We start from the raw sequence: 21282 nt of genomic DNA on the forward strand, positions 1-21282 counted from the left end.
TGTCTCGCCTCAGCCGGCCTGCGTGGCGCGCTCCAGCGCCTGCGCGGCACTGCAGAGGGTGGCAAAGCGGCCGGCCAGCACGGTTTCGGTGCGCTCGCGAATCTGCGCGGCGCTCAGCGTGTCGCCCTGCGGCGTGGTCATGTCGAAGGTCAGCGTGGCGGCGGTGACGTAGTCGACTTCCCAGCCTTCATCGGACGCGTGCCGCGTGGTGGTTTCGCAGCACTGCTCGGTGCGCAGCCCGGTGACGATCAAGCGCGTGACGCCGTGCTGGCGCAGCCAGTCGTCCAGCCCGGTGCCGACCAGCGCGCTGTGGCGGTGCTTCTCGAAGGTGGCCGCAGCCTCGAACGACAGCAGGCCTTCGAGCGGGCGGATCAGGCCGCTGGCGTGGGCGAAGGGGTTGCCGGGCTCATCGGCGCCGTCGGTGTGAAAGATGCGCACGATCGGCAGGCCGAGCGCCTGCGCACCCTGCACCAGCTGCGCAGTGGCGTCCAGGAAGGCGGGTACCTCGGCCTCGGTCCAATACGGCCGGGCGCGAAAGCTCTGCTGGACGTCGATGATGAGCAGGGCGGTGTGACGGGGGTCGGACATGGAAGGCTCCAGGGCAAGGGGTGTCAGGAGCCTTGATCTTGCAGGGTGGGGAGCCGCTTGCCTGGTCTGCATCGGACCAGAATGGCCGCAAAACGGACATGTGCGTGGACGGCGGCCCAGTCAGGCGGCGATCAGCCCTGTGGTGCCAGCCACTTCTGCGCCAGCTTCACCCAGAAGCTGCCGCCCAGCGGGATCAGCTGGTCGTTGAAGTCGTAGTTCGGGTTGTGCAGCGTGCACGGGCCCAGGCCGTGGCCGGGGTGGCGGTGGTCGCCTTCGCCGTTGCCGATCATGAAGTACGCGCCGGGCTTGGCCTGCAGGAAGAAGCTGAAGTCTTCGGCCGTCATCGCGGGTTCGAAGGTCTGTACGTGGTGCTCGCCGACCATCTCGGCCATCACGCCGCGCACGAACCGGGCTTCGGCCTTGTGGTTGATGGTGGGCGGGTAGTTGCGCCGGAATTCGAAGTCGCAGGTGGCGCCGAATGCGGCGCAGGTGTGCCGCGCGATCTCGCCCATGCGCTGCTCGATCAGGTCGAGCACGTCGAGCGTGAAGGTGCGCACCGTGCCCTGGATCTCGCAGCTGTCGGGCACGACGTTGGTGGCCTCGCCGGCGTGGATCATGGTGACCGAGATCACCGCCGCATCGATCGGGCGCTTGTTGCGCGTGATGATGGTCTGGAAGGCCTGCACCATCTGGCAGGCGATCGGCACCGGGTCGATTGCGTTGTGCGGCAGCGCGGCGTGGCCGCCCTTGCCGCGGAGGGTGATCTTGAACTCGTTGCTCGAACCCATGGTCGGGCCGCTGCAGATGGCGAACTGGCCTTGCGGGATGCCGGGCCAGTTGTGCATGCCGAAGATGGCGTCCATCGGAAAGCGCTCGAACAGGCCGTCGCGCATCATTTCGCGCGCGCCGCCGCCGCCTTCTTCGGCGGGCTGGAAGACGAGATACACCGTGCCGTCGAAGTCGTCGCGCCGGCTCAGTTCCTTGGCTGCGGCCAGCAGCATGGCGGTGTGGCCGTCGTGGCCGCAGGCGTGCATGCGGCCCGGGTGGACGCTGGTGTGGGGGAAGCGATTGTGCTCGGTCATGGGCAGCGCGTCCATGTCGGCGCGCAGGCCGATGGCGCGCCCGGAGGTGCCGCGCCGGATCACGCCCACCAGTCCCGTCCGGCCCAGGCCGCGATGGACCTCGATGCCCCAGCCCTCCAGCGTCTGCGCCACCACGTCGGACGTGCGCAACTCCTGGAAGCACAGCTCGGGGTGGGCGTGGATGTCGCGGCGGATCGCGGTGATCTCGGGTGCGTCGGCAACGATGGATTCGATCAGGGACATGCGACTGGCTCCGGCAAAAGCTGGCAGCCATGGTATCGCCGGAGGCCATGCCATCATGACGCTATGGACGCCACGCTCACCCCCCCTCCTGCCTCCGACAGCGCCTCCGGGAGCGCCTCCGATCGCGCATCTCTGCCCCTCATCACCACCCACGGTGCCTGCCCGCACGACTGCCCCGACACCTGCGCCATGCAGGTCACGACGCAGGGCGGGCGCGTCATCAAGGTGCAGGGCGCGGCCGACCACGAGACCACGCACGGCGCGCTGTGCACCAAGGTCTCGCGCTATGCCGAGCGCACCTACCACGCCGAGCGGGTGCTGACGCCACTCAAGCGCGTCGGCGCCAAGGGTGCGGGCCAGTTCGTGCCGGTGAGCTGGGACGAGGCGCTGGGCGACATCGCCGCGCGGCTCAAAGCCATTGCCGCGCGCGACCCCCAGGCCATCCTGCCCTACAGCTACGCCGGCACCATGGGCCTGCTGCAAGGCGAGGCGATGGCGGGGCGCTTCTTCAATCAGCTGGGTGCCTCCAAGCTCGACCGCACCATCTGCGCCTCGGCCGGCGCGGCGGCGCTGGCCGCCACCTACGGCCACAAGGTCGGCATGAAGGTGCAGCAGTTCGCGCACGCCAGGCTCATCATCATCTGGGGCAGCAACTCGATCGCGTCCAACCTGCATTTCTGGACTTACGCGCAGGCGGCCAAGCGCGCCGGCGCCAAGCTGATCTGCATCGACCCGCGCCGCACTGAGACCGCCGACAAGTGCCACGAGCACCTGGCGATCCTGCCCGGCACCGACGGCGCGCTGGCGCTGGCGCTGATGCATGAGCTGATCGTCCACGACTGGCTCGACGCCGACTACATCGCCCGCCACGTGCAGGCCGGCCCGGACGGCTGGGACGCTTTACGCGAACGCGCGCTGCAGTGGTCGCCCGAGCGCGCGGCTGAAGTCTGCGGCCTGCGGCCCGAGCAGATCCGCCAGCTCGCCGCCGACTACGGCCAGACCCAGCCGGCCGCCATTCGCCTCAACTACGGCATGCAGCGCGCCCACGGCGGCGGCAACGCGGTGCGGCTGGTGGCGCTGCTGCCGTGCCTGACGGGCGCGTGGCGCCATGCGGCGGGGGGGCTGCTGCTGTCGAGTTCCGGCTGGTACGCCCGCGTGCGCAACGATGCGGCGCTGGAGCGCGTCGACCTGCTCGCCGGCCGCTGCCCGCGCGTCATCAACATGAGCACCATCGGCGATGACCTGCTGCGTCCGGCCTCGGCCGAGTTCGGCCCGCAGATCGAGGCGTTGATCGTCTACAACAGCAACCCGGTCGCGGTGGCGCCCGATTCGGCCCAGGTGGCGGCGGGCTTCCGCCGCGACGACCTGTTCACCGTGGTGCTGGAGCACTTCCTGACCGACACCGCCGACCACGCCGACTACGTGCTGCCGGCCACCACCCAGCTCGAACACCTGGACGTGCACACCAGCTACGGCCACACCGACGTGCTGATCAACGAGCCGGCCATCGCGCCCGTGGGCCAGGCGCTGCCCAACACCGAAATCTTCCGCCGCCTGGCTGCGCGCATGGGCTTCGACCACGCCTGTTTTGCCGACAGCGACGAGCAGCTTGCCCGTCAGGCCTTCAACGCCCGGATCGACTTCGACGCGCTGCGCCAACAGGGCTGGCAGTCGCTGGGCGTGGCCGATGCGCCGTTTGCCGACGGTGGTTTCCCCACACCCGACGGCCGCGTGCGCATCAGCGGCGCCGGTCTGCCGCTGCCCGACCATTTGCCGCCGTATGAAAGCGTGGCCTCCGCGCCCGTGCTGGCAGCGCGCTACCCGCTGGCGATGATCTCGCCGCCGGCGCGCAACTTCCTCAATTCCAGCTTCGTCAACGTCAAGAGCCTGCGCGACATCGAAGGCGAGCCGCTGCTGGAAATCCACCCCGACGATGCCGCCGCACGCGGACTGGCCAACGGCGCGCTGGTGCGCGTCTTCAACGACCGCGGCAGCTACCACTGCGCCGCGCGCATCAGCCGCCGCGCCCGGCCGGGCGTGGTCAACGGCCTGGGCGTGTGGTGGCGCAAGCTGGGCGCGCGCGGCACCAACGTCAATGAACTCACGCACCAGCGCCTGACCGACATGGGCGCCGCGCCGTGCTTCTACGACGTGCTGGTGCAGGTCGAGCCGGCGTGATGCGCTGGAGCCGGATCGGGCTGGTGGCCGTGCTGCTGGCCGGCATGACGCTGTCGACGCTGGGCTGCGCGCAGGTCGGCTACCTGTGGCAATCGACGCGCGGCCATCTCGATGTGCTCGCCGCCGCCCGCCCGGTGCCCGAACTGCTGGCCGACCCCGCCACGCCCGCCGACCTGCGCGCGCGCCTGCAACTCAGCCAGCAAATGCGCGACTACGCGGTCACCGCGCTGCACCTGCCCGACAACGCCAGCTACCGCCGCTATGCCGACCTGCACCGCAGTGCCGCCGTCTGGAACGTGGTCGCCGCGCCCGAGCTGAATCTGACGCTCAAGACCTGGTGCTTTCCGGTGGTGGGCTGCGTGGGTTATCGCGGCTACTACGACCGCGCCGCCGCACAGGCCGAGGCCGACTCACTCGCCGCGCAGGGCCTGGAGGTCAACGTCTACGGCGTGCCGGCTTACTCCACCCTCGGCAAGCTGCCGCGTGATGCGTTGGGTGGCTGGTTTGCCGACCCGCTGCTGAGCACCTTCATCGGCTACACCGAGGTCGAGCTGGCGCGGCTGATCTTTCATGAGCTGGCGCACCAGATCGCCTACGCCGAGGGCGACACCACATTCAACGAATCGTTCGCAACGGCGGTTGAGCGTATCGGCAGCGCGCAGTGGCTGGCGCAGCAGGATCGGCCGGATTGGGTGGCTGCAGCGGTGCAGTCCGACGCGCGCCGCAACGCGTTCCGCGCGCTGACCTTGCGCTGCCGCGCCGAACTGGAGACGGTCTACGCCAGCGGCTTGAGCGATGACGCCAAGCGCGAGCGCAAGGCCGCCGTGCTGGCGCAGTTGCGGGCCGACTACGCGGCTCTGAAAGCGGGTGCCTGGGCCGGCTACGCGGGTTACGACGACTGGTTTGCCGGCGTCAACAACGCCCGGCTGGGCGTGCTGGCGGCGTACAACGCGCGGGTGGGCGACTTCGAGCGGCTGTTTGCGCGCAGCGGCCGCGACTGGCCACGCTTCTACGCCGAGGTGCGCCGGCTGGCGGCGCTGCCGAAGGCCGAGCGGGACGCGGCGCTGGCGCTGTAGCCGTCATTCCCGCCTTCGCGGGAATGACGCAGGGTCACTCCAGCGACTCGATCAGCTCGATGTAGCTCTGCTGGGCTTCCTCGACCGGCGTGCCGGCCAGCGCCTTCCAGGCGTCCCACTTGGCGCGGCCGACGAAATCGGTCATGCCGGGGCGGTCACCGCTGGCGTCGCCGGCGCTGGCCTGCTTGTAGAGCGCGTAGATGCGCAGCAGCGTCATGTTGTCGGGGCGCTCGGGCAGGTTCTTGGAGCGGGCGAGCGCGGCGTCGAAAGCGGTTTGCAGGTCGGACATGGGGGCCTTGAGTTGGAGTGGGTCAGAAGCCCAAGCTTGCCAGCAAGTCGTCGACTTCGCTCTGGTCCTGGACCACGTCGGTGCGGCCTTCGGGGTTGACCACCGGGCCGTTGAGCACGCTGGAGTCGACTTTCTCGCGCTGCTCGGGCGGCACGACCTGGACCAGCAGCTTGACGAGGCTGTCCTCGAGTTCATGCGCCAGCGCCACGACCTTGGCGACCACCTGGCCGGTCAGGTCATGGAAGTCCTGCGCCATCATGATGTCGGTCAGGTCGCGGTCGATGCTGGAGGTGGCGCTCTCGACGTCATGCACGAAGTTCAGCACCGCGCCGGTGGCCACCGCGCGCACCGGGTCGGCCACCAGCGCGGCGGCCAGCGCACGCGTGTCGGTGGCGATACGCTGGTGCTCGATCTTGGCGTGGTCGACCGAGTTGAGCACGCGGTTGGCGGCGTCCGAGGTCTTGGTGGCGATGTAGCTCAGGCGGCTGCGGGCGTCGGGCAGGCCTTCGGCGGCGACCTGCAGCTTGGGCATCACGCCGAGCTGCTGCAGGGTGTCGTGCAGCAGGCGCGTGATGGAGCCAATCTGCTGGAACACCTCCGGCGAGGCCATGACGGGTTCGGTGGGAACCGGAACGTGGAATTCGGCGAGTTGCTGCATGGTCGTCTCCCGGGTCAGGCCGTGGCGGCCAGCTTTTGCATGATCTTGGTGACTTTTTCTTCCAGCGTCGCCTTGGTGAAGGGCTTGACGATGTAGCCGGCCGCGCCGCTTTGCGCCGCCAGCACGATGTCTTCCTTGCGCGCCTCGGCGGTGACCATCAGCACGGGAATGTGCTTGAGGGTCTCGTCGGCCTTGACCGCCTTGAGCAGGTCGAAGCCGTTCATGACCGGCATGTTGATGTCGCTGACGACGAAGTCGAAGCGGCCGTTGCGCAGCATGTTGAGCGCGACCTGGCCGTCTTCGGCCTCCTCGACGTTGTTGCAGCCCATTTCCTTGAGCAGCCCTCGCACGATGCGGCGCATGGTCGAGAAGTCGTCGACAACCAGAAACTTGAGATCGGTGGAGTGAGGCATGGTCATTTGCGGTCCTTGACGTGAATGAGGGGCGGGCGGGCTTGTGGCCCCAGGCCGATAGCTGACTATCGACCGCCCGGGGGGTGACTTGAGTGATTGATGCGGGGCGGAACGATCTGCGGCTTGCCCAGCGGAATGGTCTCGACGGCCGAGGCGGCGCCTTCGGGCTTGTCGGCCGATTCCGGCTCGATCGGCGCGTCGCCCGACTGGAAGAAGCGGTCCTCGGCATCGCGTGTCATCACGATGATGCTGATGCGCCGGTTGATCGGGTTGAACGGGTCCTTGCTGTCGAACGGAATGCTCGCCGACAGCCCCTGCACGCGCAGAACGCGTGCGTCGCTCAGGCCGCCAGCCAGCAGTTCGCGCCGCGAGGCGTTGGCACGGTCGCTCGACAGCTCCCAGTTGCTGTAGCCGCCGGCACCTGCGCCCATCGGTTTGGCGTCGGTGTGCCCTTCGAGCGTGAGCTTGTTGGGCACCTCGGTCAGCACCGAGCCGATGGCGCGCAGGATCTCGCGCATGTACGGCTTCACCTCGGCGGCGCCGCTGTCGAACATCGGCCGGTTCTGCTCGTCGACGATCTGGATGCGCAGGCCCTCGCGCGTCATGTCCAGGCGGATCTGGTTCTTGAATTCGGCCAGCTTGGGCGAGGTGGCCAGCACGTCCTCGACCTTCTCGCCCAGCGTTTCCAGCCGGGCGCGCTCGGCCTTGGCCTGCTCGGTCCTGAGGGTCTTCAGCGCGCTGCTGCGCTCGCTGGTGACATCGCCGTTCTTGACCTGTCCGCCCTGGCGGCTCAGGTCGGTGCCGCCGCCCTTGATGATCGAAGTCGCGTCGCCCGAGCCGGTGCCGCCGCTCATCGCCACCTTCAGCGGGTTCTGGAAGTAGTCGGCGATGCCTTTCTTGTCGCCCTCGCTGGTCGAGCCCAGCAGCCACATCAGCAGGAAGAAGGCCATCATGGCGGTCACGAAGTCGGCGTAGGCAATCTTCCACGCGCCGCCGTGCGCGGCGTGGCCGCCCTTCTTGATCTTCTTGACGATGATCGGTTGCAGTTTCTTGGCGTCACCAGCCATGATGTTTGCCCCCCGTCAACGGGTACGTTGCCGGCCCCCCGAGGGGGCGGGCGGGCCGGCTTGGGGCGGCCCGGCGCCGGCCCGCTGCGCGTTCAGGAAGATCGCTCATGGCTTACTTCTTTTTCACATGGGCTTCGAGTTCGGCGAAGCTCGGGCGCTCGGTCGAATAGAGCACCTTGCGGCCGAACTCGATCGCCACCTGCGGCGCGTAGCCCTGCATCGACGCCAGCAGCGTGGTCTTGATGCACTGCAACTCCTTGCCGTCCTCGTCGATCTTCTGCTCCAGCAGGCCCGCCAGCGGCTCGGCAAAACCGTAGGCCAGCAAGATGCCCAGGAAGGTGCCCACCAGGGCCGAGGCGATCATGCCGCCCAGCACCGCCGGGGCCTGGCCCACCGAGCCCATGGTGTTGACCACGCCCAGCACGGCCGCCACGATGCCGAACGCCGGCAGGGCACCCGCCAGCCGGGCAATGGCTGCGGCCGCGCTGTGCGCCTCGTGGTGGTGGGTTTCCAGCTCGGTGTCCATCAGCGATTCGATCTCGTGCGCGTTGAGGTTGCCCGAGACCATCATGCGCAGGTAGTCGGTGATGAAGTCGGTCACGTGGTGGTCGGAGCCGACCACAGGAAACTTCTGGAACAGCGGTGAGCTGTGCGGATCCTCGATGTCTTTCTCGATCGACATCAGGCCTTCCTTGCGCGTCTTCTGCAGGATCTCGTAGATCAGTGCCAGCAGTTCCATCGCGCGGGCCTTGGAGTACTTGCTGCCCTTGAAACAGGCGGCCAGGCCCTTGCCGGTGGCCTTGAGCACCTTCATCTGGTTGTTGGCCACCATGGCACCCAGCGCACCGCCGAAGATGGTGATCATTTCCCAGGGCAGGGCTTTCAACACCACCTGAATGTTGCCGCCGTGGATGATGTAGACGCCAAAGATGCAGACCATGGCGACGGTCCATCCGATGATCACAAACATGTCGAAACTCTCTTTTTGAACGGGTGTCGGCGCTGCGCCTCGGGCGTCGGGGCGGCGAACGGATCGTGCTTCTTGTTTTGCATATCGGACGCGACCTTGCCGACTTGAGCCTGCGCGCCGTGCAACGGCAGCCGGTAGATCCAGACGGTCCGCGCCCCCGTGCGTTGCAGCACGGCCGTGGCCTCGGTGTCCGGCACCGGAAACTCCAGGCTCACCAGCCAGGCGCCACCCGGCAACTCCTGCCGTGCCTTGGTCCAGGCGCGGGCCATGCTCTCCGGGCGCTGGAACAGATAGACCAGATCCAGCCCCAGCCAAGGCTGCGCCCACATGTCGCCCCGCGTGACGCGCGCCCACGGGCAGCGCAGCGCCGTCCACAGCCGCAGCGGCCAGCTCCACTCGATGCCCTGCAACTGCGCCTGCGGGTACACCGCCCGCAGCGCGCGCAAGCCGTGACCCAGGCCGCAGCCGGCGTCCAGAATTCTTGCGCCCGCCGGCAGCGCGATGTGTGTCTCCAGCCCCTGCAGCGCGTCCGGCGGTGTCGGAAACACCGGCGCGTCCCGCCACGCCCGCATCGGATAGGCCGACAGCAGCAACGCCACCGGCAGCAGCCAGATCCAGGCCGGCAAGCCCGCCGCCGAGCCTGAGGCCAGCAGCAAGGCTGGAAACCCGCCCACCAGCATCAGACGCCGCGAGACACTCGCCCTCCACCGTGCCGCTGCCAGCGCACCGGCCGCGCCCAGCCCGAGCGCCAGCAAGAACGCGCCTGATGCGCCCAGGCCGCTCTGCTGTCCCAGCCGAAACACGCCCCAGCACGCCGCCCACAACAAGGCCGCCGGCCAAGGCCAGCGCAGCCGCTGTGCGGCGGCTCGGAGCGAAAGGGGGATGTGCGATGCAGAGAGGCTCATGGAGCCTCGTTTATCGCCCCGATGGCGTGGGTGCGGTGGGCAGTGAAAGGGTGCTCTTCCGTGTCAGTTTCGAAAGATCAAAAAAACGGGCCTGACGCTCACGCGCAGGCCCGGTGCAAGGCGTCACGCAGACGCCAGGAGGAGACTCACCACAGAAAATCGATAGGCGTCGTGCCGTTGTTCAGTTCGCCAGGCAGCTCAAGCGGCTTCGCGATGGCGGCCGGCGATGAGGATGCTGGCGTGGAGGCGGGAGACGCCTTCGTTGGCGGCGCTCTTGCCGTGGTTGGTCAGCAGGCTCCAGACGAGGTCTTCGTCGAAGCGCATGCGGCACAGCAGGGTGTTGCTGGCGGCGATTTTCATCATCTGCGAGGGCGAGAGCACTTCGAGGATGGCGGCGGTTTCTTCGGAGACGCCGAGGCGGAAGAGGGCCTGTTCGCGATCGGCGCGAATGAGGCTCTGGGCCAGCATCAGGTAGGACAAATTCGTTTCGCGGATTTCGGCGAGGATTTGTTCGGTGTTCATGATGCGGCTCCTAGGGTGTGGCGGTGAAGGTGTTGCGATGTGTGGGGCTGATGTGTCAGCGTGGTTTGAATTGTGAAGATTCGAACTGGACCCGAACATCAGCCCATTTCTCGCACTTGAGTCGGTCGTGCGCCATCGGGCCTGTCAGACAAACACCTACACGCTGCGGCCGCTCAGCTCAGGCAATGCGCTTGAGCCGAACGGCCAGGTTGGCCTGAAACTCGGCCGGAAGCGTGTCTCCGAGTTGATTGAGCGCCAGCAGCAGGGCCGGCGAGTGGTCCAGCATCATGCCGTTGGGTAGCGTCTTGAGAAAGAATCCCCGTGTTTCCAGAGGCTCGAAGCCAGCCTCGCGCAGGTCAGTATGCAGGTCAGCGATGTCATAGACACGTTGATGGCCGACGATGTGGTCTCGCGGGCTGAGGGAGCCGAGCTCTGGCTGTAGCCCCATGAGCACCGCCAAGCGTCGGTGCAGCGATCCCCGGTTGGGGACGATGACGATCAGTTCTCCGTCTGGCTTGAGCCATTGCGCCAGGTGGCGACCCAGCGCGACGGGGTGGTCGACGTGCTCGAACACATGCAGCGCCAGCAGCTTGTCGCACGGCTGTGCGGGCCGGTAGGACTCGAACAGCGCCTCGATCGCCTCCACATCCGGGTGCTGCGCGCGGAGCTTGGCGGCCAGGCTGGGCGCACCCTCCACCACGGTGTAGTGCGCTGCATGCGCGGACAGGGCCGCCACGGTGATGCCCTCGCCAAATCCGAGTTCGATCACGCGGTCGCCAGGGTTGATCAGCGTGCGCAGCCAGTCACAGCAATAGTGCTGGCAAATATCCTCGATGAACTTGTCGGGCACGGCTTCGTTCAGGTGGTACTGATCGGCGATGCGTTCCAACGCTGTGGGGGTGGTGGTCACGATGCGATGACTTCCAGGATTTGGAGGGCTTGGGCGATCTGGTCGTTCAGCGATGACACGCCGTAGCCCAGCAGGCTTGCGGTGAGTCGGGCCTGCGGCAGCTGTTGACGCACGACCGAGTGCATGGCTTGGCTGTACGCCAATGCCGCAGGCGACGGCAGTGTCAGAGCCTGCTGTGCAACCAGGAACCGATGGATGTGCAAGTGATCGGCTTTCGATACGCCGGTCAGCCGGGCCAGTTCGTTGCGCAGCGCGGTCGCCGGCTCCACGCCGGGATTCTGGCGTTTCAGCACCTCGGGATTGGCCTCTGCCACCAGCCTGACGCGGGGGCGATGCAGCCCGGCCAGCCCGTCCGGCGACGTGGCCCGGTAGAGCGCCATGTCTTCGTCCACCACCATCGTGCAAGCCAGAGGATGCGGCAACTGGTCAGCGGGTACGCTGGCCAGAAGCAGGGCAACGGACGCTGCGGGCGGAGGCGCCATGGCAGGCAAGCCCAGCAGGGACAGGCACCTCTCGGGTGACAGGGCAATCACGGCGTCCCTGGCAATATGCCGCTGGCCTGCGGCGGTGGTGGCTTCGATGCCTGCCGGGGTTTGTTTCAGCGTGACGAGCGGGTTCGGGTCGAGGCGCAACCCAGCTTGTCCCGCAGCCTGTTTGTTCAACTGCCGGACCCAGGTCGACACACAACCCTCCGCCGTAGTCCAGAACGGGTATTCGGCCAGCGTCACCGCGCGACCCGCCACGGCGTCTCGCAAAGTCTCGGGGTAGTACAGCGGAACCCAGGCCGCCCGGTGGTGCCGTGCCAGGAAGGCATCGGAGCCGGCATCGGTTAATTTGCGTACAAAGGGTTCGATGAAGCGTGCCTGCAGCGCGCTCCCGTGTTGCGACGCTGCCGCGTCTGCGTAGCTGAGACTGTCATACCGGCCTGGGTGGAGCTTGTTGCGTGCATGTGTCGGGTGATCAGGCGGCAGCAGGCCCGAAGTGCCCAGGTCCTGGCCTGCGAAGGCGTCCAGGCGATTGGCGATCAGGAAGTCCGGCCACGCACGACCTTCGACCACGCACAGCGGCGTTGGCGTGCCCAGCAGCGTCACCTCCTGATTCAACCAGGCGCTGACCTTGTGCCCGAACCGGGTCCAGTCGTTGCGTTGATGTGGGTTGAAGTTGCGCCAGTCGTCGCATGGAGCGGCGGGCTGGTGTTGCTCAAACAGGACCATGCCCAGGTCGAAATCCAGTTCATCGACCTGTAGGCCGGCAAAGTGCCCGCCGGGTGTGCGTGCGTCGGAAAGCAGTGTCACGTCGTGCCCGCGACGGGCATGGCCCAGTGCAATGATCAGGCCCGCCAGCCCGCTGCCGATCACCAGCAGTTCACGCATCGCAGCATCTGGCGTTGCACCAGATTTCCGAGCCGTGTTCCGGCATCAGCTTGGCCAGCTGGTCAAGCCCATCCAGCACCTGGGATGTCAGAAAATTCTGGTCAACCAAGCCTTGCATCTGCGCGTGGGTGAAGGGCTTGATGAAGAGGCTTCCGGACTCCATCACCTCGAAGCCAGCCTGCTGTAACTCAAGCTGCAGCGTCTGGCTGTCGTAGGTGGCGCGCTGTTGCATGCGGATCTGGGTGTCCGAACGTTCCGCTGGCGCGTCGATCAGCCCCATGGCCACAGCCAGTAGGCGATGCACCGAATGGGCGTTGGGCACACTCACATGCAGCACCGTCTGAGGCGTGCACAACTGGCGTGCTGCCGCCAGCAGTTGCTGAGGATCGGGAACCTCATGCAGCAGGCAACTGATCACGATGCAGTCGAAGCGTCCCAGCTGTGCGGTTTGTTCCTCCAGCAGGCCTTCCACGACGGTGGTGTTGCCGTGCGTTGCTGCCAGGCTTCGTGCATGGGCTGCGAACAAGGGTGCCGGCTCCACCACGGTGACCGTCAGGTTGGGCAGGTCGGTGAACAGCGGCAGGTGGCCGCAGCCCACTTCCAGCAGGCTGGCCGGCCGCAGCCGTGCTATCTGCGCCAGCACCACCTTGCGCCGGTAGGCCGCCTGGATCGGCTCGAATGGCAGCTGGAAGTACTGCTGGGTGTAGTCGTCCAAGTCGCGTGTGCAGGGGGTCACCATCGCTTCTCCATGCGGAACTTGAGGGACTCGGCCATGCCCAGGCCTTGCTTGAAATGCAGCAGTCCGAAGTGGGGCTCGGTGTCGATGGTCGAGGTGCCGACATCGAGGAGGCGCACACCTTCGCGCTGGCAGTGGGTGTAGATGGCCTCGGCCACCATCACTACCGGGCTGTGGGTGGACTGGCCGGGCGCATCGCCCCAGTAGAAGACGTAAAGCGTCTGTGCGTCCAGCCGCAGGCAAACCGCCGATGCGCTCACCCGCCCGTTCTGGCGGCATTCGAACAACACCAGGCTGTCAGGGAGTGCCGTCGCCATGTCCTGCAGGGCGTTCAGTGACATGGACATCGGGTAGCCCTTGGCTGCCCGGTTGCTTGCAATGCAGGCGTAGACCTCGCTCAAGGCATCCAGACCCACCTGGCGTGCTTCGTGGCCCTCTCGCTGGCACTTGTTCAAGCGCTTGCGATTGCCGTAGCTCATGCGCTCGCTCAGCGGGACTGCCGAAACCTCCAGCGACTGGTTCAGGTCGCAGCGGCTGATGCTCAAACCCCGCGCCCGCAGTGCGTAAATTTGTTGGGCAACGGCGACAGTGCCGTGCGCCTGGGGCGGCAGCAGGATTTCCATGCCGCAGCCCCCGTGCTGCTGCAGGCGGTTCTCGACTGCCGCGTGGAAGTCCATCAGCCCCTCCAGCTCCAGCCCGCGGGTGGCATAGCCGGCAAACGTGCCGCGGGCCGGATTGCGCCACAGGCCCTGGTCATCGCGGCGGAAATGCACGCTGCCCAGCACCTGCGTGCCCTTGCACCACTCGAAGAAATGCGCGTTGCCTGCGCCGACCGGGGCGTGCAATCTGAAAAAGCCCGGCGAATGGAACAGTCCGCCCAGGGGCGTGCTGGAGCGGCAGGACACAGCGGTCGCTGCATCGATGAATTGGTTGTCAGCCAGGTGCATGGCGGGCGGGTTCATGGGGGAGGAACTCTTGGGCTGGTCGCGCCCACGTGGCGGGACCGTACCGGACGAATCTTGATGCCGTTTCCAGCGGCTCAAGGGCGAAAAACTGCAAGGTACTGCACCCATTTAAACGCTTTGCCGAGCGGGGCTGCTTGTAGCATGGGTGCCGGCTTCTTTATCGGCGCGACTGACCCAGGCGCGGGCGACCCAAGGAATTCGCATGAGCAAATCTCCCCCTGATCTCACCAACACCCACTCGTTCGGGCTTGCTCAGTGCCGCATGATCGACCTTCCCAAGGTGCACGATCCTCGCGGGAACCTCACCTTCATCGAAGGCAATGAGCAGGTGCCGTTCTCCATTGCACGCGTTTACTACTTGTACGACGTGCCCGGTGGTTCTGAGCGTGGCGGGCATGCGCACAAGGGCCTTCACCAGTTCATCGTTGCCATGTCTGGCAGCTTCGATGTGGTGCTTGACGATGGCCGCGAGAAAAAGCGTGTGCACATGAATCGGTCCTACAACGGGCTCTATCTCTGCCCCATGATCTGGCGCGAGTTAGACAACTTCTCGTCGGGCGCCGTCTGCATGGTGCTGGCGTCCGCGCGCTATGACGAGGCCGACTATTACCGCGACTACGCCGACTACATGCGGGCGCGCTGGGCATGAACATTCCCTTCCTGGACCTCAAGCAGGTCAATGCGCCCCACGAACCGGCCTTGCAGGCGGCGCTCGCGCGGGTGCTGGCGGGTGGCTGGTACATCCTGGGGCGCGAGTCCGAACAGTTTGAGCAGGCCTTTGCCGACTACTGCGGCGTAGAGCACTGTGTGGGCGTTGCCAATGGGTTGGACGCTCTGCACCTGATCCTGCGTGGCATGGGTATCGGTGCAGGCGACGAGGTCATCGTGCCCGCGCATACTTTCATCGCCACTTGGCTGGCTGTCAGCCACGCTGGCGCGATGCCGGTTCCGGTTGAGCCCGATGTCCGCACCTTCAACATCGATCCGGCGGCGGTCGAGGCGGCCATCACGCCGCGCACTGCCGCCATTCTGGCCGTGCACCTGTATGGCCAGCCGGCGGATATGACCGCGCTGCGCGCGGTGGCCGATCGTCATGGTTTGCGCCTCATCGAAGACGCGGCTCAGGCCCACGGCGCCCGCTGGGACGGCCGGCGTGTGGGCGGCCTGGGGGATGCGGCGGGATTCAGCTTCTACCCTGGCAAGAACCTGGGCGCGCTGGGCGACGGCGGCGCCATCACCACGAACGATGCGGCCCTGGCGCAGCGCCTGCGCGCCTTGCGCAACTACGGCTCGACGATCAAGTACCGGCATGACCAGATCGGCTTCAACTCCAGGCTGGACGATCTGCAGGCGGCCTTCCTGGCCGTCAAGCTGCCATACCTGGATGCAGATAATGCGCACCGTGCTGTGATAGCAGAGCTCTATCGTCAGGAGTTGCAGGGGCTGCCGCTGACCTTGCAGCACATCGTGCCGCAGGCCCAGCCTGTCTGGCATTTGCTGGTGGTGCTGACGGAGCAAAGGGCGTACCTGCAGCAGGCCCTCCAGCAGGCGGGTGTGGGCAGCAGCATTCATTACCCCACCGCCTGCCACCGCCAAGTTGCCTATGCGGCTGATTTGGCTGGCTGCCTGCTACCGCTCGCCGAGCGCCTGCAGGACCAGGTCCTCAGTCTGCCGATGGCGCCCTACATGACGTCCGCGCAGGTGCGCGAGGTGGCCGCCGTGCTGCGCGAGGCTTGCCGGCGCAGTTGAGATTCAGCGCCGCGCGGATGACTTCGCAGCGTGCCGCGCAGCCTGGGGCCGTGCCTTGGACGGTGAACGTGCCGGCGCCTCTGGCTTGGCTGCGCTGCGCACTGCGTCGGCGCCCAACAAGTCCGCCAAGGCGCGCTTGAAAGCGTCGGCGGAGTAGTGTTGGTCGTAGTGATCGCGGGCCTGGCGCGCCAAGGACATGACCCGCTCGCCCAGGGTCGACAGCAAGGCAGACAGTTCCTCCAGCGTCGACCATCCCAGCTCCGGCGAGGCGTAGACACTGTAGTTTTCCGTCAGCGATCCCGCTTCGTAGCCCTTGAAAATCACGACGGGCAGGCCAGCCCCCTGGGCTTCAATGGCAGCGCGCCCACCGCCGATGGGTGCCGAGCCGAGGTAGACATCCACATCAAGCGAGCGCAGCGTGGCCCACAGCGATGGCACCAGGCCCAGCGGGACGAAGCGCCTGTCGTCCAGGCCCGCTTCGCGGAGATGTACGCGGATGGAAGTCGTCCATTCTTCGTCCAGCGGGCCGATGAAATAGAAGCTGCCGGCCATGGCTTTCAGGGTGGTGGCAATCAACTGGTGCAGGGCAAAGGGGCCTTCGCGCGTGAATTTTCCCGGACGCCCTGAGGTCACGACCGAGTACGTACTGCCACTCACCCTGCGGCTGGCGCGGCAACCCTGGTCTGGCACGTGCATGGGCACCAGCGCGGCAGGGCCGCCCAGGTGCGTGGAGCACAGCGACTGGGTGTAGGCCGATAGGTCGGCATGTCTCACGCCGGTCAGGGTACAGCCTAGGCTGGGGTTGTGGTCGGCATGGTGGATGAACACCTTGCGTGCACAAGGATGCGCCAGCGTACCGACGAACGCGACAGGATCCTGGTGGTGCTGCATGTACACGATCTGCCCTACCGGCAGCGCAGCGGCCAATCGGGCAAGGTTGTTCACTTTGCCCGTCAGTGGCCCATCAGGCAGGCACAGCACCTGGATGCCCGCGAACATGGACTCGATCCACGGTGCGTTGTTCAGGTCGCCGCCGTAGCGATCAAACACGTCAGTGAGCACCACCACCGGTCGTTTGACCGCGCGTGCCATGTCCAGCAGCACCTTGGTGTGTCCTCCAACCTGGTAAAGCTCGCTGGCAATGAAAAGGGTGACGCCTTCGCCGCGCGGTGGGCGGGCTGGCAGGGGCGGGCGGGCGTGGGCCAGTGCCGTGACGCAGTCGTCGAGTTCCGGGTAGTAAAGCCCGTGGTGGTTGACCCCGGGCAGACAGAAATGCTGGCTGACCGCCTGGACCAGCAGGCGCAAGGCCTTTTCTTGGTGATCCTGGGCGATGCAATGCCGGATCCGGGCTGTGGCCTCATCGAGGTACTGAAACAGCGGTGCCGGTTTTCGATCTGTACCGAGTGAGTCCGGGGGGCCGTAGAGCCAGGCGTCCTCGCGCGTTTGTCCGATGGCCATGGTGCTGTGAACCTTCCACATGCCCGTGGCGAAGACGGCGATGTCGGCGTGGCTGCCTGTCGGGTCCAGCGCCTCGAAGCAGGTCAACTGCCGGTTCAGCTGCGCCTGGAACTCCCGGCTGTCAAACGCGGGGCCAAACGCCGTTTCCAGGGAATCAGCATCGAACCAGCTGATGCATGGCTCCCATTGCGGCGGCACGCGCGTGCTGGCCAGGCGCTCTGATAGGACCGGTGTTCCCAGGGACTGGCAAAGAAAGGCGCGCACCTGCTCAAACAACGCACTTTCGTAATAAGGCATGTTGACGACCACCTTGGCCGCACGGATCAGCGCGTCACGCTCGGCGCCGTACAAGGGTGATGGCGCCACTGTGACGCGCCTACCTGTGGCCTCAATGCGTGCAATGAGCGCTTGGCGGCGCGCATTCATGCTGCCGAAGAACAAGACGTCGATCGACCGCTGCCCTAGCGGGAGCGCCTCTTCAGGTGCCGGCGCCAGGTGGCTGGCGTGGCCGAAGCTCATCAGCGGCACATCCTCGGGCCGGTCGGTGTAGGCCGGTGGGTTGCTTGCGTCGTAATCGATCACCGCGGCGCTGCGCAAGAGCTTCAGGTAGGCGGCTGGCACGCGTGCGCCGCCTGCGGCCAGCTGCTCCAGGTTAACGAACAGACAGCTATAGCGCGCGCACCACTTTTCATCGAAGCCGTTGTGGGCTCCGAAAACGATATTGACTGCATCGTGACGCAGCCGGTTGCGATCAATGCTGACGTCGCCACCGAAACGGGCGAGCTGATGCGCCAGATACAGGGCAGGGTCCAACAGGGCGTCGCTGTGCAGATAGCCAGGTGGTGCAACGAGGCAGACATGGAGTGCAGCAATTTCGGACATCTTCAGCTCTGGTTATTGTGATCAGCCGGCCTGTGCCGCCAGCGGTGCCGGCGCCAGCCCGGCGTCCTGTCGCGCCACCATGCGCTCGATCAGGGCTTGCCAGTCGGCGGCAAAGCGGGCGCCATCGAACAGCGGCGAGGTCTGGATGGCTTGCGCCAGTCGGGCGCGCACCTCTGCCAGCGCAGCGGTGTCGTGGCAGAGCGCCAGCGCCCGTGCGGTGTAGGTGTCCAGGTCGGCGCAGACCAGTTCGTCCAGGCCCAGCGTGTGCAGCAGGCTGGCCGCCACGCGGGCGGCAAAGGTGCGGCCGATGAGCGTGAGCACGGGCACGCCGGCCCACAGCGCGTCGCTGGCGGTGGTGTGGCCGCTGCAGGGGAAGGTGTCGAGGATCAGGTCGGCCTGCGGCAGCCGCGAGCGGTGCGATTCGATGCCCAGGAAGGGCGCAAAGACGAGGCGCTGGCCGTCGATGCCATGGCGCTGCGCGGCCTCGCGCAGCCGGGCCTGGGTATCGGCTTCGGGCACCAGCATCCACAGCACGGCGTGCGGCGTGGCAGCCAGGATCCGGCACCAGGCGGCAAAGACCTCGGGCGTGGTCTTGTAGGACTGGTTGAAGCTCGCCAGCACCAGCGCCGCTTCGGGCAGGCCGCATTCGGCGCGGCTCCATGCTGCGGGCTGTGAGCGCAGGCCGTCATTGGGCTGGTAGCAGTGCGGCAGCTGGGCGATGGTTTCGGTGAAGTCGGCCTGACTCTCCAGCGGCGTGACGATGGCGTCGCCCATCACGTAGTCGAGGTGGGCCGAACCGCCGGTGCCGGGGTATCCCAGCCACGCCACCTGCAGCGGTGCCGGGCGGGCGGCGATGACATCCAGGCGGTGATCGGCGGTGAAACCCTTCAGATCGAACAGCACGCCGATCTGGTCTTGCCGGATCTGTTCGGTCAGGCGCGCGTGGGACCACAGCGCCACCTCATGCACCTGCGTGGCGGTGGCCAGAATGCGGGCACGCAGTGGCGAGCGGTCATCCGGGCCGCCGCTGTAGAAGAACAGCTCGTAGCGGCTGCGGTCGATGTGCTCCAGCGCCTGCACCAGCAGCATGCTGGTGGCGTGGTGATGGAAGTCCGACGAGATCAGCCCCAGCCGCAAGCGCCCGTCGGGCCGGGGAACGCGGTGTCGGGGGCGCACGGCAGCGGGCACGCTGGCATTGGCGTTGGCGCCGGCATGCTCGGCGCACCAGCGCATCAGGTCCGGGTCGTCGCTCAGGCCCAGCAGGCAAAAAGGGCTGAAGTCCTGCATCGACGCGCCTGGCGGCAGCGCGCGCACAGTGTTCAGCGTGTCCTGGAGGCGCTGCAGGTCGGTGGGCAATTCGGCCCAATCGCAGCCCCAGGCGCTGTAGTGCGCGGCGTAGAGCGCGCTGCCGATGGCCAGGGGATCGGTGTCCAGCGACATGCGAAAGCACACGGCGGCTTCGTCGCGGCGTTTGAGCGTAGCCATGCTGTGGCCCAGCATGAGCGCCGCATTGCGTTGGATACGCGCGAGTTCGGTGTTTTCCTGCGGCCCTGTGTTGCTCAGAACCAGGGCCTGCATGAAGTGCGGGAGGGCCTCTTCCGTGCGGCTGAGGTGGTACATCGCCTCGCCTCGCGCCATCTGCCAGGCGGCGGGCAGTTCATGCCCGAGCGTGGTGCTTGCGTAGCGATCCAGTGCTTCCAGGGCTGCGGTGTAGTTGCGCACCTTCTGCAGGCGTTCGACCAGGAAGTGGCAGTACGCCCACTGTCCGGGGTCCAGCAGCGTCGCACGCCGGGCTGCGTCTTCGCAGGCCTGGGTTGCGCCCAACTGCCGCTCGCTGCGCGCCAGATTGATCCAGTAGAGCGCCTCGCCCGGGGCGGCCTTCGCGGCGCGTGCAAACGCGGTGCGGGCCGGGCCGTGACGGCCGGCGCTGCGGTGCTTGCAGCCCTCCTGCCAGGCCTGGTGCGCGCGTTGCGCCTGGGGCGCTGGGGTGAGTGTGCTCATGGATGCGGACGGATCTGAAAAAAGTCACACCAATGTATTCAAGAAGACCCGCAGGGGAACCGATGAAATGCTGCGCGCCTGACCCCCAGTTCCGTGGCTGACACAGACAAGGAATTTCGGCAAGACGGGCCTAAAGTTTTTCCGGACCGTCACCGATAACAATTTCAACGGGTCGCAGAAAAGATCCGTGGTCCGGTAAGCCGGCTGATGTGATGAAGGCCTTTGACCTGAACCCGCATCCAGGCTGACGAGCGCCGGACAAGCAGTCTCAACGGCGCTCATTGCCGAGTTCACCAACGGTTCAACGCTTCCTCTCAGGAGTTCAAAATGGCTTCCACGATCAACACCAACATCATTTCGATGAACGCGCAGCGCAACCAGGCTGCTTCGCAATCTTCACTCGCAACCTCGATGCAACGCCTGTCCTCAGGTCTGCGCGTCAACAGCGCCAAGGACGACGCGGCCGGCCTGGCGATTGCCGAGCGCATGAACGCACAGGTCAAGGGCATGAACGTGGCGGTTCGCAACGCGAACGATGGCATCTCGATGGCGCAGACCGCTGAAGGCGCGCTGGGCAAGGTGGGTGATTCGCTGCAGCGCATGCGTGAGCTGGCGGTGCAGTCGAAGAACGCGACCAACAGCGACAGCGACCGCGACTCGCTCGACAAGGAATTCGGCGAGCTCGCCAAGGAAATCCAGCGCGTCGTGGGTGGCACGACCTTCAACGGCAAGGCCGTTCTGGGCGCGGATGCGGGTGCGCAGACCTTCCAGGTCGGCGCCAACACCACGACCGACGACTCGATCGACATCACCACGACCAACATGACGACCAACGCCAGCATCACCGTCGTGGCCGGCACGGACAACACGGGTGCAGGTCGCGCCACGATTGACAGTGCAGCGGGAACGGGCGGCACCATCGACGCCACCATCGATGCGATCGATGACGCACTCGACCTCGTCAACTCCGAGCGCGCCACGATGGGTGCATCGCAGTCGCGCTTTGACTCGGTGATCTCGAACCTGCAGGTCTCGGTGGAAAACCAGTCGGCCGCGCGCAGCCGGATCATGGATGCGGACTTTGCGGCGGAAACCTCCAACCTGAGCCGCTCGCAGATCCTGCAGCAGGCCGGCAACGCGATGATTTCGCAGGCCAACCAGCTGCCCCAGCAGGTGATGTCGCTGCTGCGCTGATCCCTGATGGTCGGCCCACGGCT

The 21282-nt window shown here is 66.5% G+C and carries 20 protein-coding genes; 5 read left to right on the forward strand and 15 right to left on the reverse strand.

Going from position 1 to position 21282, the window contains the following annotated elements:
- Nucleotides 1–9: 9 nt before the first annotated feature.
- Both AC5IG3_RS13225 and AC5IG3_RS13230 read right to left on the reverse strand, forming a co-directional pair.
- Complete coding sequence (locus AC5IG3_RS13225) at nt 10–588, reverse strand: isochorismatase family protein (RefSeq protein WP_491906743.1); 579 nt, start codon at nt 586–588, stop codon at nt 10–12.
- Between the two features lie 131 nt (nt 589–719).
- Nucleotides 720–1913, reverse strand: a complete 1194-nt coding sequence (locus tag AC5IG3_RS13230; RefSeq protein WP_491906744.1) for a M20 aminoacylase family protein — start codon at nt 1911–1913, stop codon at nt 720–722.
- Nucleotides 1914–1976: 63 nt separating this feature from the next.
- Between AC5IG3_RS13230 and AC5IG3_RS13235 the strand changes: the two genes are divergently transcribed.
- The gene (locus AC5IG3_RS13235; protein WP_491906745.1) at nt 1977–4091 is read left to right on the forward strand and encodes a molybdopterin-containing oxidoreductase family protein; all 2115 of its coding nucleotides are present in this window, start codon (nt 1977–1979) and stop codon (nt 4089–4091) included.
- Nucleotides 4091–5167 carry an aminopeptidase gene (locus tag AC5IG3_RS13240; RefSeq protein WP_491906746.1) on the forward strand — a complete coding sequence of 359 codons (1077 nt, stop codon included), beginning with the start codon at nt 4091–4093 and terminating at the stop codon, nt 5165–5167. The genes AC5IG3_RS13235 and AC5IG3_RS13240 overlap by 1 nt, the downstream gene beginning before the upstream one ends.
- Nucleotides 5168–5201: 34 nt before the next feature.
- Here the strand turns inward: AC5IG3_RS13240 and AC5IG3_RS13245 are convergent, their stop codons facing one another.
- The 11 genes from AC5IG3_RS13245 to AC5IG3_RS13295 form a co-directional block, all read right to left on the reverse strand.
- Complete coding sequence (locus AC5IG3_RS13245; RefSeq protein ID WP_491906747.1) at nt 5202–5456, reverse strand: acyl-CoA-binding protein; 255 nt, start codon at nt 5454–5456, stop codon at nt 5202–5204.
- Between the two features lie 22 nt (nt 5457–5478).
- Nucleotides 5479–6114, reverse strand: a complete 636-nt coding sequence (locus AC5IG3_RS13250; RefSeq protein ID WP_491906748.1) for a protein phosphatase CheZ — start codon at nt 6112–6114, stop codon at nt 5479–5481.
- 14 nt (nt 6115–6128) lie between these two features.
- Nucleotides 6129–6527: a chemotaxis response regulator CheY gene (cheY, locus tag AC5IG3_RS13255; protein WP_491906796.1), complete on the reverse strand. Its 399-nt coding sequence runs from the start codon at nt 6525–6527 to the stop codon at nt 6129–6131.
- 65 nt (nt 6528–6592) lie between these two features.
- Nucleotides 6593–7594, reverse strand: a complete 1002-nt coding sequence (gene motB, locus AC5IG3_RS13260) for a flagellar motor protein MotB (RefSeq protein ID WP_491906749.1) — start codon at nt 7592–7594, stop codon at nt 6593–6595.
- Nucleotides 7595–7706: 112 nt separating this feature from the next.
- Entirely contained in the window at nt 7707–8564 is an 858-nt protein-coding gene (gene motA / locus AC5IG3_RS13265; RefSeq protein WP_491906750.1) for a flagellar motor stator protein MotA, read from the reverse strand.
- Nucleotides 8555–9469, reverse strand: coding sequence for a class I SAM-dependent methyltransferase (locus AC5IG3_RS13270; RefSeq protein WP_491906751.1), 915 nt, complete (start codon nt 9467–9469; stop codon nt 8555–8557). Before AC5IG3_RS13270 ends, motA begins: the two co-directional genes overlap by 10 nt.
- A 198-nt stretch (nt 9470–9667) precedes the next feature.
- On the reverse strand, nt 9668–9991 hold the full coding sequence (flhD, locus tag AC5IG3_RS13275) for a flagellar transcriptional regulator FlhD (RefSeq protein ID WP_491906426.1): 324 nt from the start codon (nt 9989–9991) through the stop codon (nt 9668–9670).
- 178 nt (nt 9992–10169) lie between these two features.
- Complete coding sequence (locus tag AC5IG3_RS13280; RefSeq protein WP_491906752.1) at nt 10170–10901, reverse strand: class I SAM-dependent methyltransferase; 732 nt, start codon at nt 10899–10901, stop codon at nt 10170–10172.
- The gene (locus tag AC5IG3_RS13285) at nt 10898–12274 is read right to left on the reverse strand and encodes an NAD(P)/FAD-dependent oxidoreductase (protein ID WP_491906753.1); all 1377 of its coding nucleotides are present in this window, start codon (nt 12272–12274) and stop codon (nt 10898–10900) included. Before AC5IG3_RS13285 ends, AC5IG3_RS13280 begins: the two co-directional genes overlap by 4 nt.
- Nucleotides 12267–13010, reverse strand: a complete 744-nt coding sequence (locus AC5IG3_RS13290; protein WP_491906754.1) for a class I SAM-dependent methyltransferase — start codon at nt 13008–13010, stop codon at nt 12267–12269. Before AC5IG3_RS13290 ends, AC5IG3_RS13285 begins: the two co-directional genes overlap by 8 nt.
- Nucleotides 13007–13972: a GNAT family N-acetyltransferase gene (locus AC5IG3_RS13295; RefSeq protein ID WP_491906755.1), complete on the reverse strand. Its 966-nt coding sequence runs from the start codon at nt 13970–13972 to the stop codon at nt 13007–13009. The genes AC5IG3_RS13290 and AC5IG3_RS13295 overlap by 4 nt, the downstream gene beginning before the upstream one ends.
- A 205-nt stretch (nt 13973–14177) precedes the next feature.
- Here AC5IG3_RS13295 and AC5IG3_RS13300 point away from each other — a divergent pair, with 205 nt between their 5' ends.
- Complete coding sequence (locus AC5IG3_RS13300; protein ID WP_491906756.1) at nt 14178–14624, forward strand: sugar 3,4-ketoisomerase; 447 nt, start codon at nt 14178–14180, stop codon at nt 14622–14624.
- Entirely contained in the window at nt 14621–15724 is a 1104-nt protein-coding gene (locus tag AC5IG3_RS13305) for a DegT/DnrJ/EryC1/StrS family aminotransferase (protein ID WP_491906757.1), read from the forward strand. The genes AC5IG3_RS13300 and AC5IG3_RS13305 overlap by 4 nt, the downstream gene beginning before the upstream one ends.
- 3 nt (nt 15725–15727) lie before the next feature.
- Here AC5IG3_RS13305 and AC5IG3_RS13310 read toward each other — a convergent pair whose 3' ends face one another.
- A complete protein-coding gene (locus AC5IG3_RS13310) occupies nt 15728–18064 on the reverse strand; it encodes a glycosyltransferase family protein (protein WP_491906758.1) in 2337 nt (778 codons plus the stop codon).
- A 21-nt stretch (nt 18065–18085) separates the two neighbouring features.
- Nucleotides 18086–20065, reverse strand: coding sequence for an O-linked N-acetylglucosamine transferase, SPINDLY family protein (locus AC5IG3_RS13315; RefSeq protein WP_491906759.1), 1980 nt, complete (start codon nt 20063–20065; stop codon nt 18086–18088).
- Between the two features lie 327 nt (nt 20066–20392).
- On the opposite strand from AC5IG3_RS13315, the gene AC5IG3_RS13320 reads away from it, so the two are divergent.
- The gene (locus AC5IG3_RS13320; RefSeq protein ID WP_491906760.1) at nt 20393–21259 is read left to right on the forward strand and encodes a flagellin N-terminal helical domain-containing protein; all 867 of its coding nucleotides are present in this window, start codon (nt 20393–20395) and stop codon (nt 21257–21259) included.
- Nucleotides 21260–21282 lie beyond the last annotated feature (23 nt).

The organism is Leptothrix sp. (in: b-proteobacteria) (assembly GCF_965250675.1).
Classification (GTDB): Bacteria; Pseudomonadota; Gammaproteobacteria; order Burkholderiales; family Burkholderiaceae_C; genus Sphaerotilus.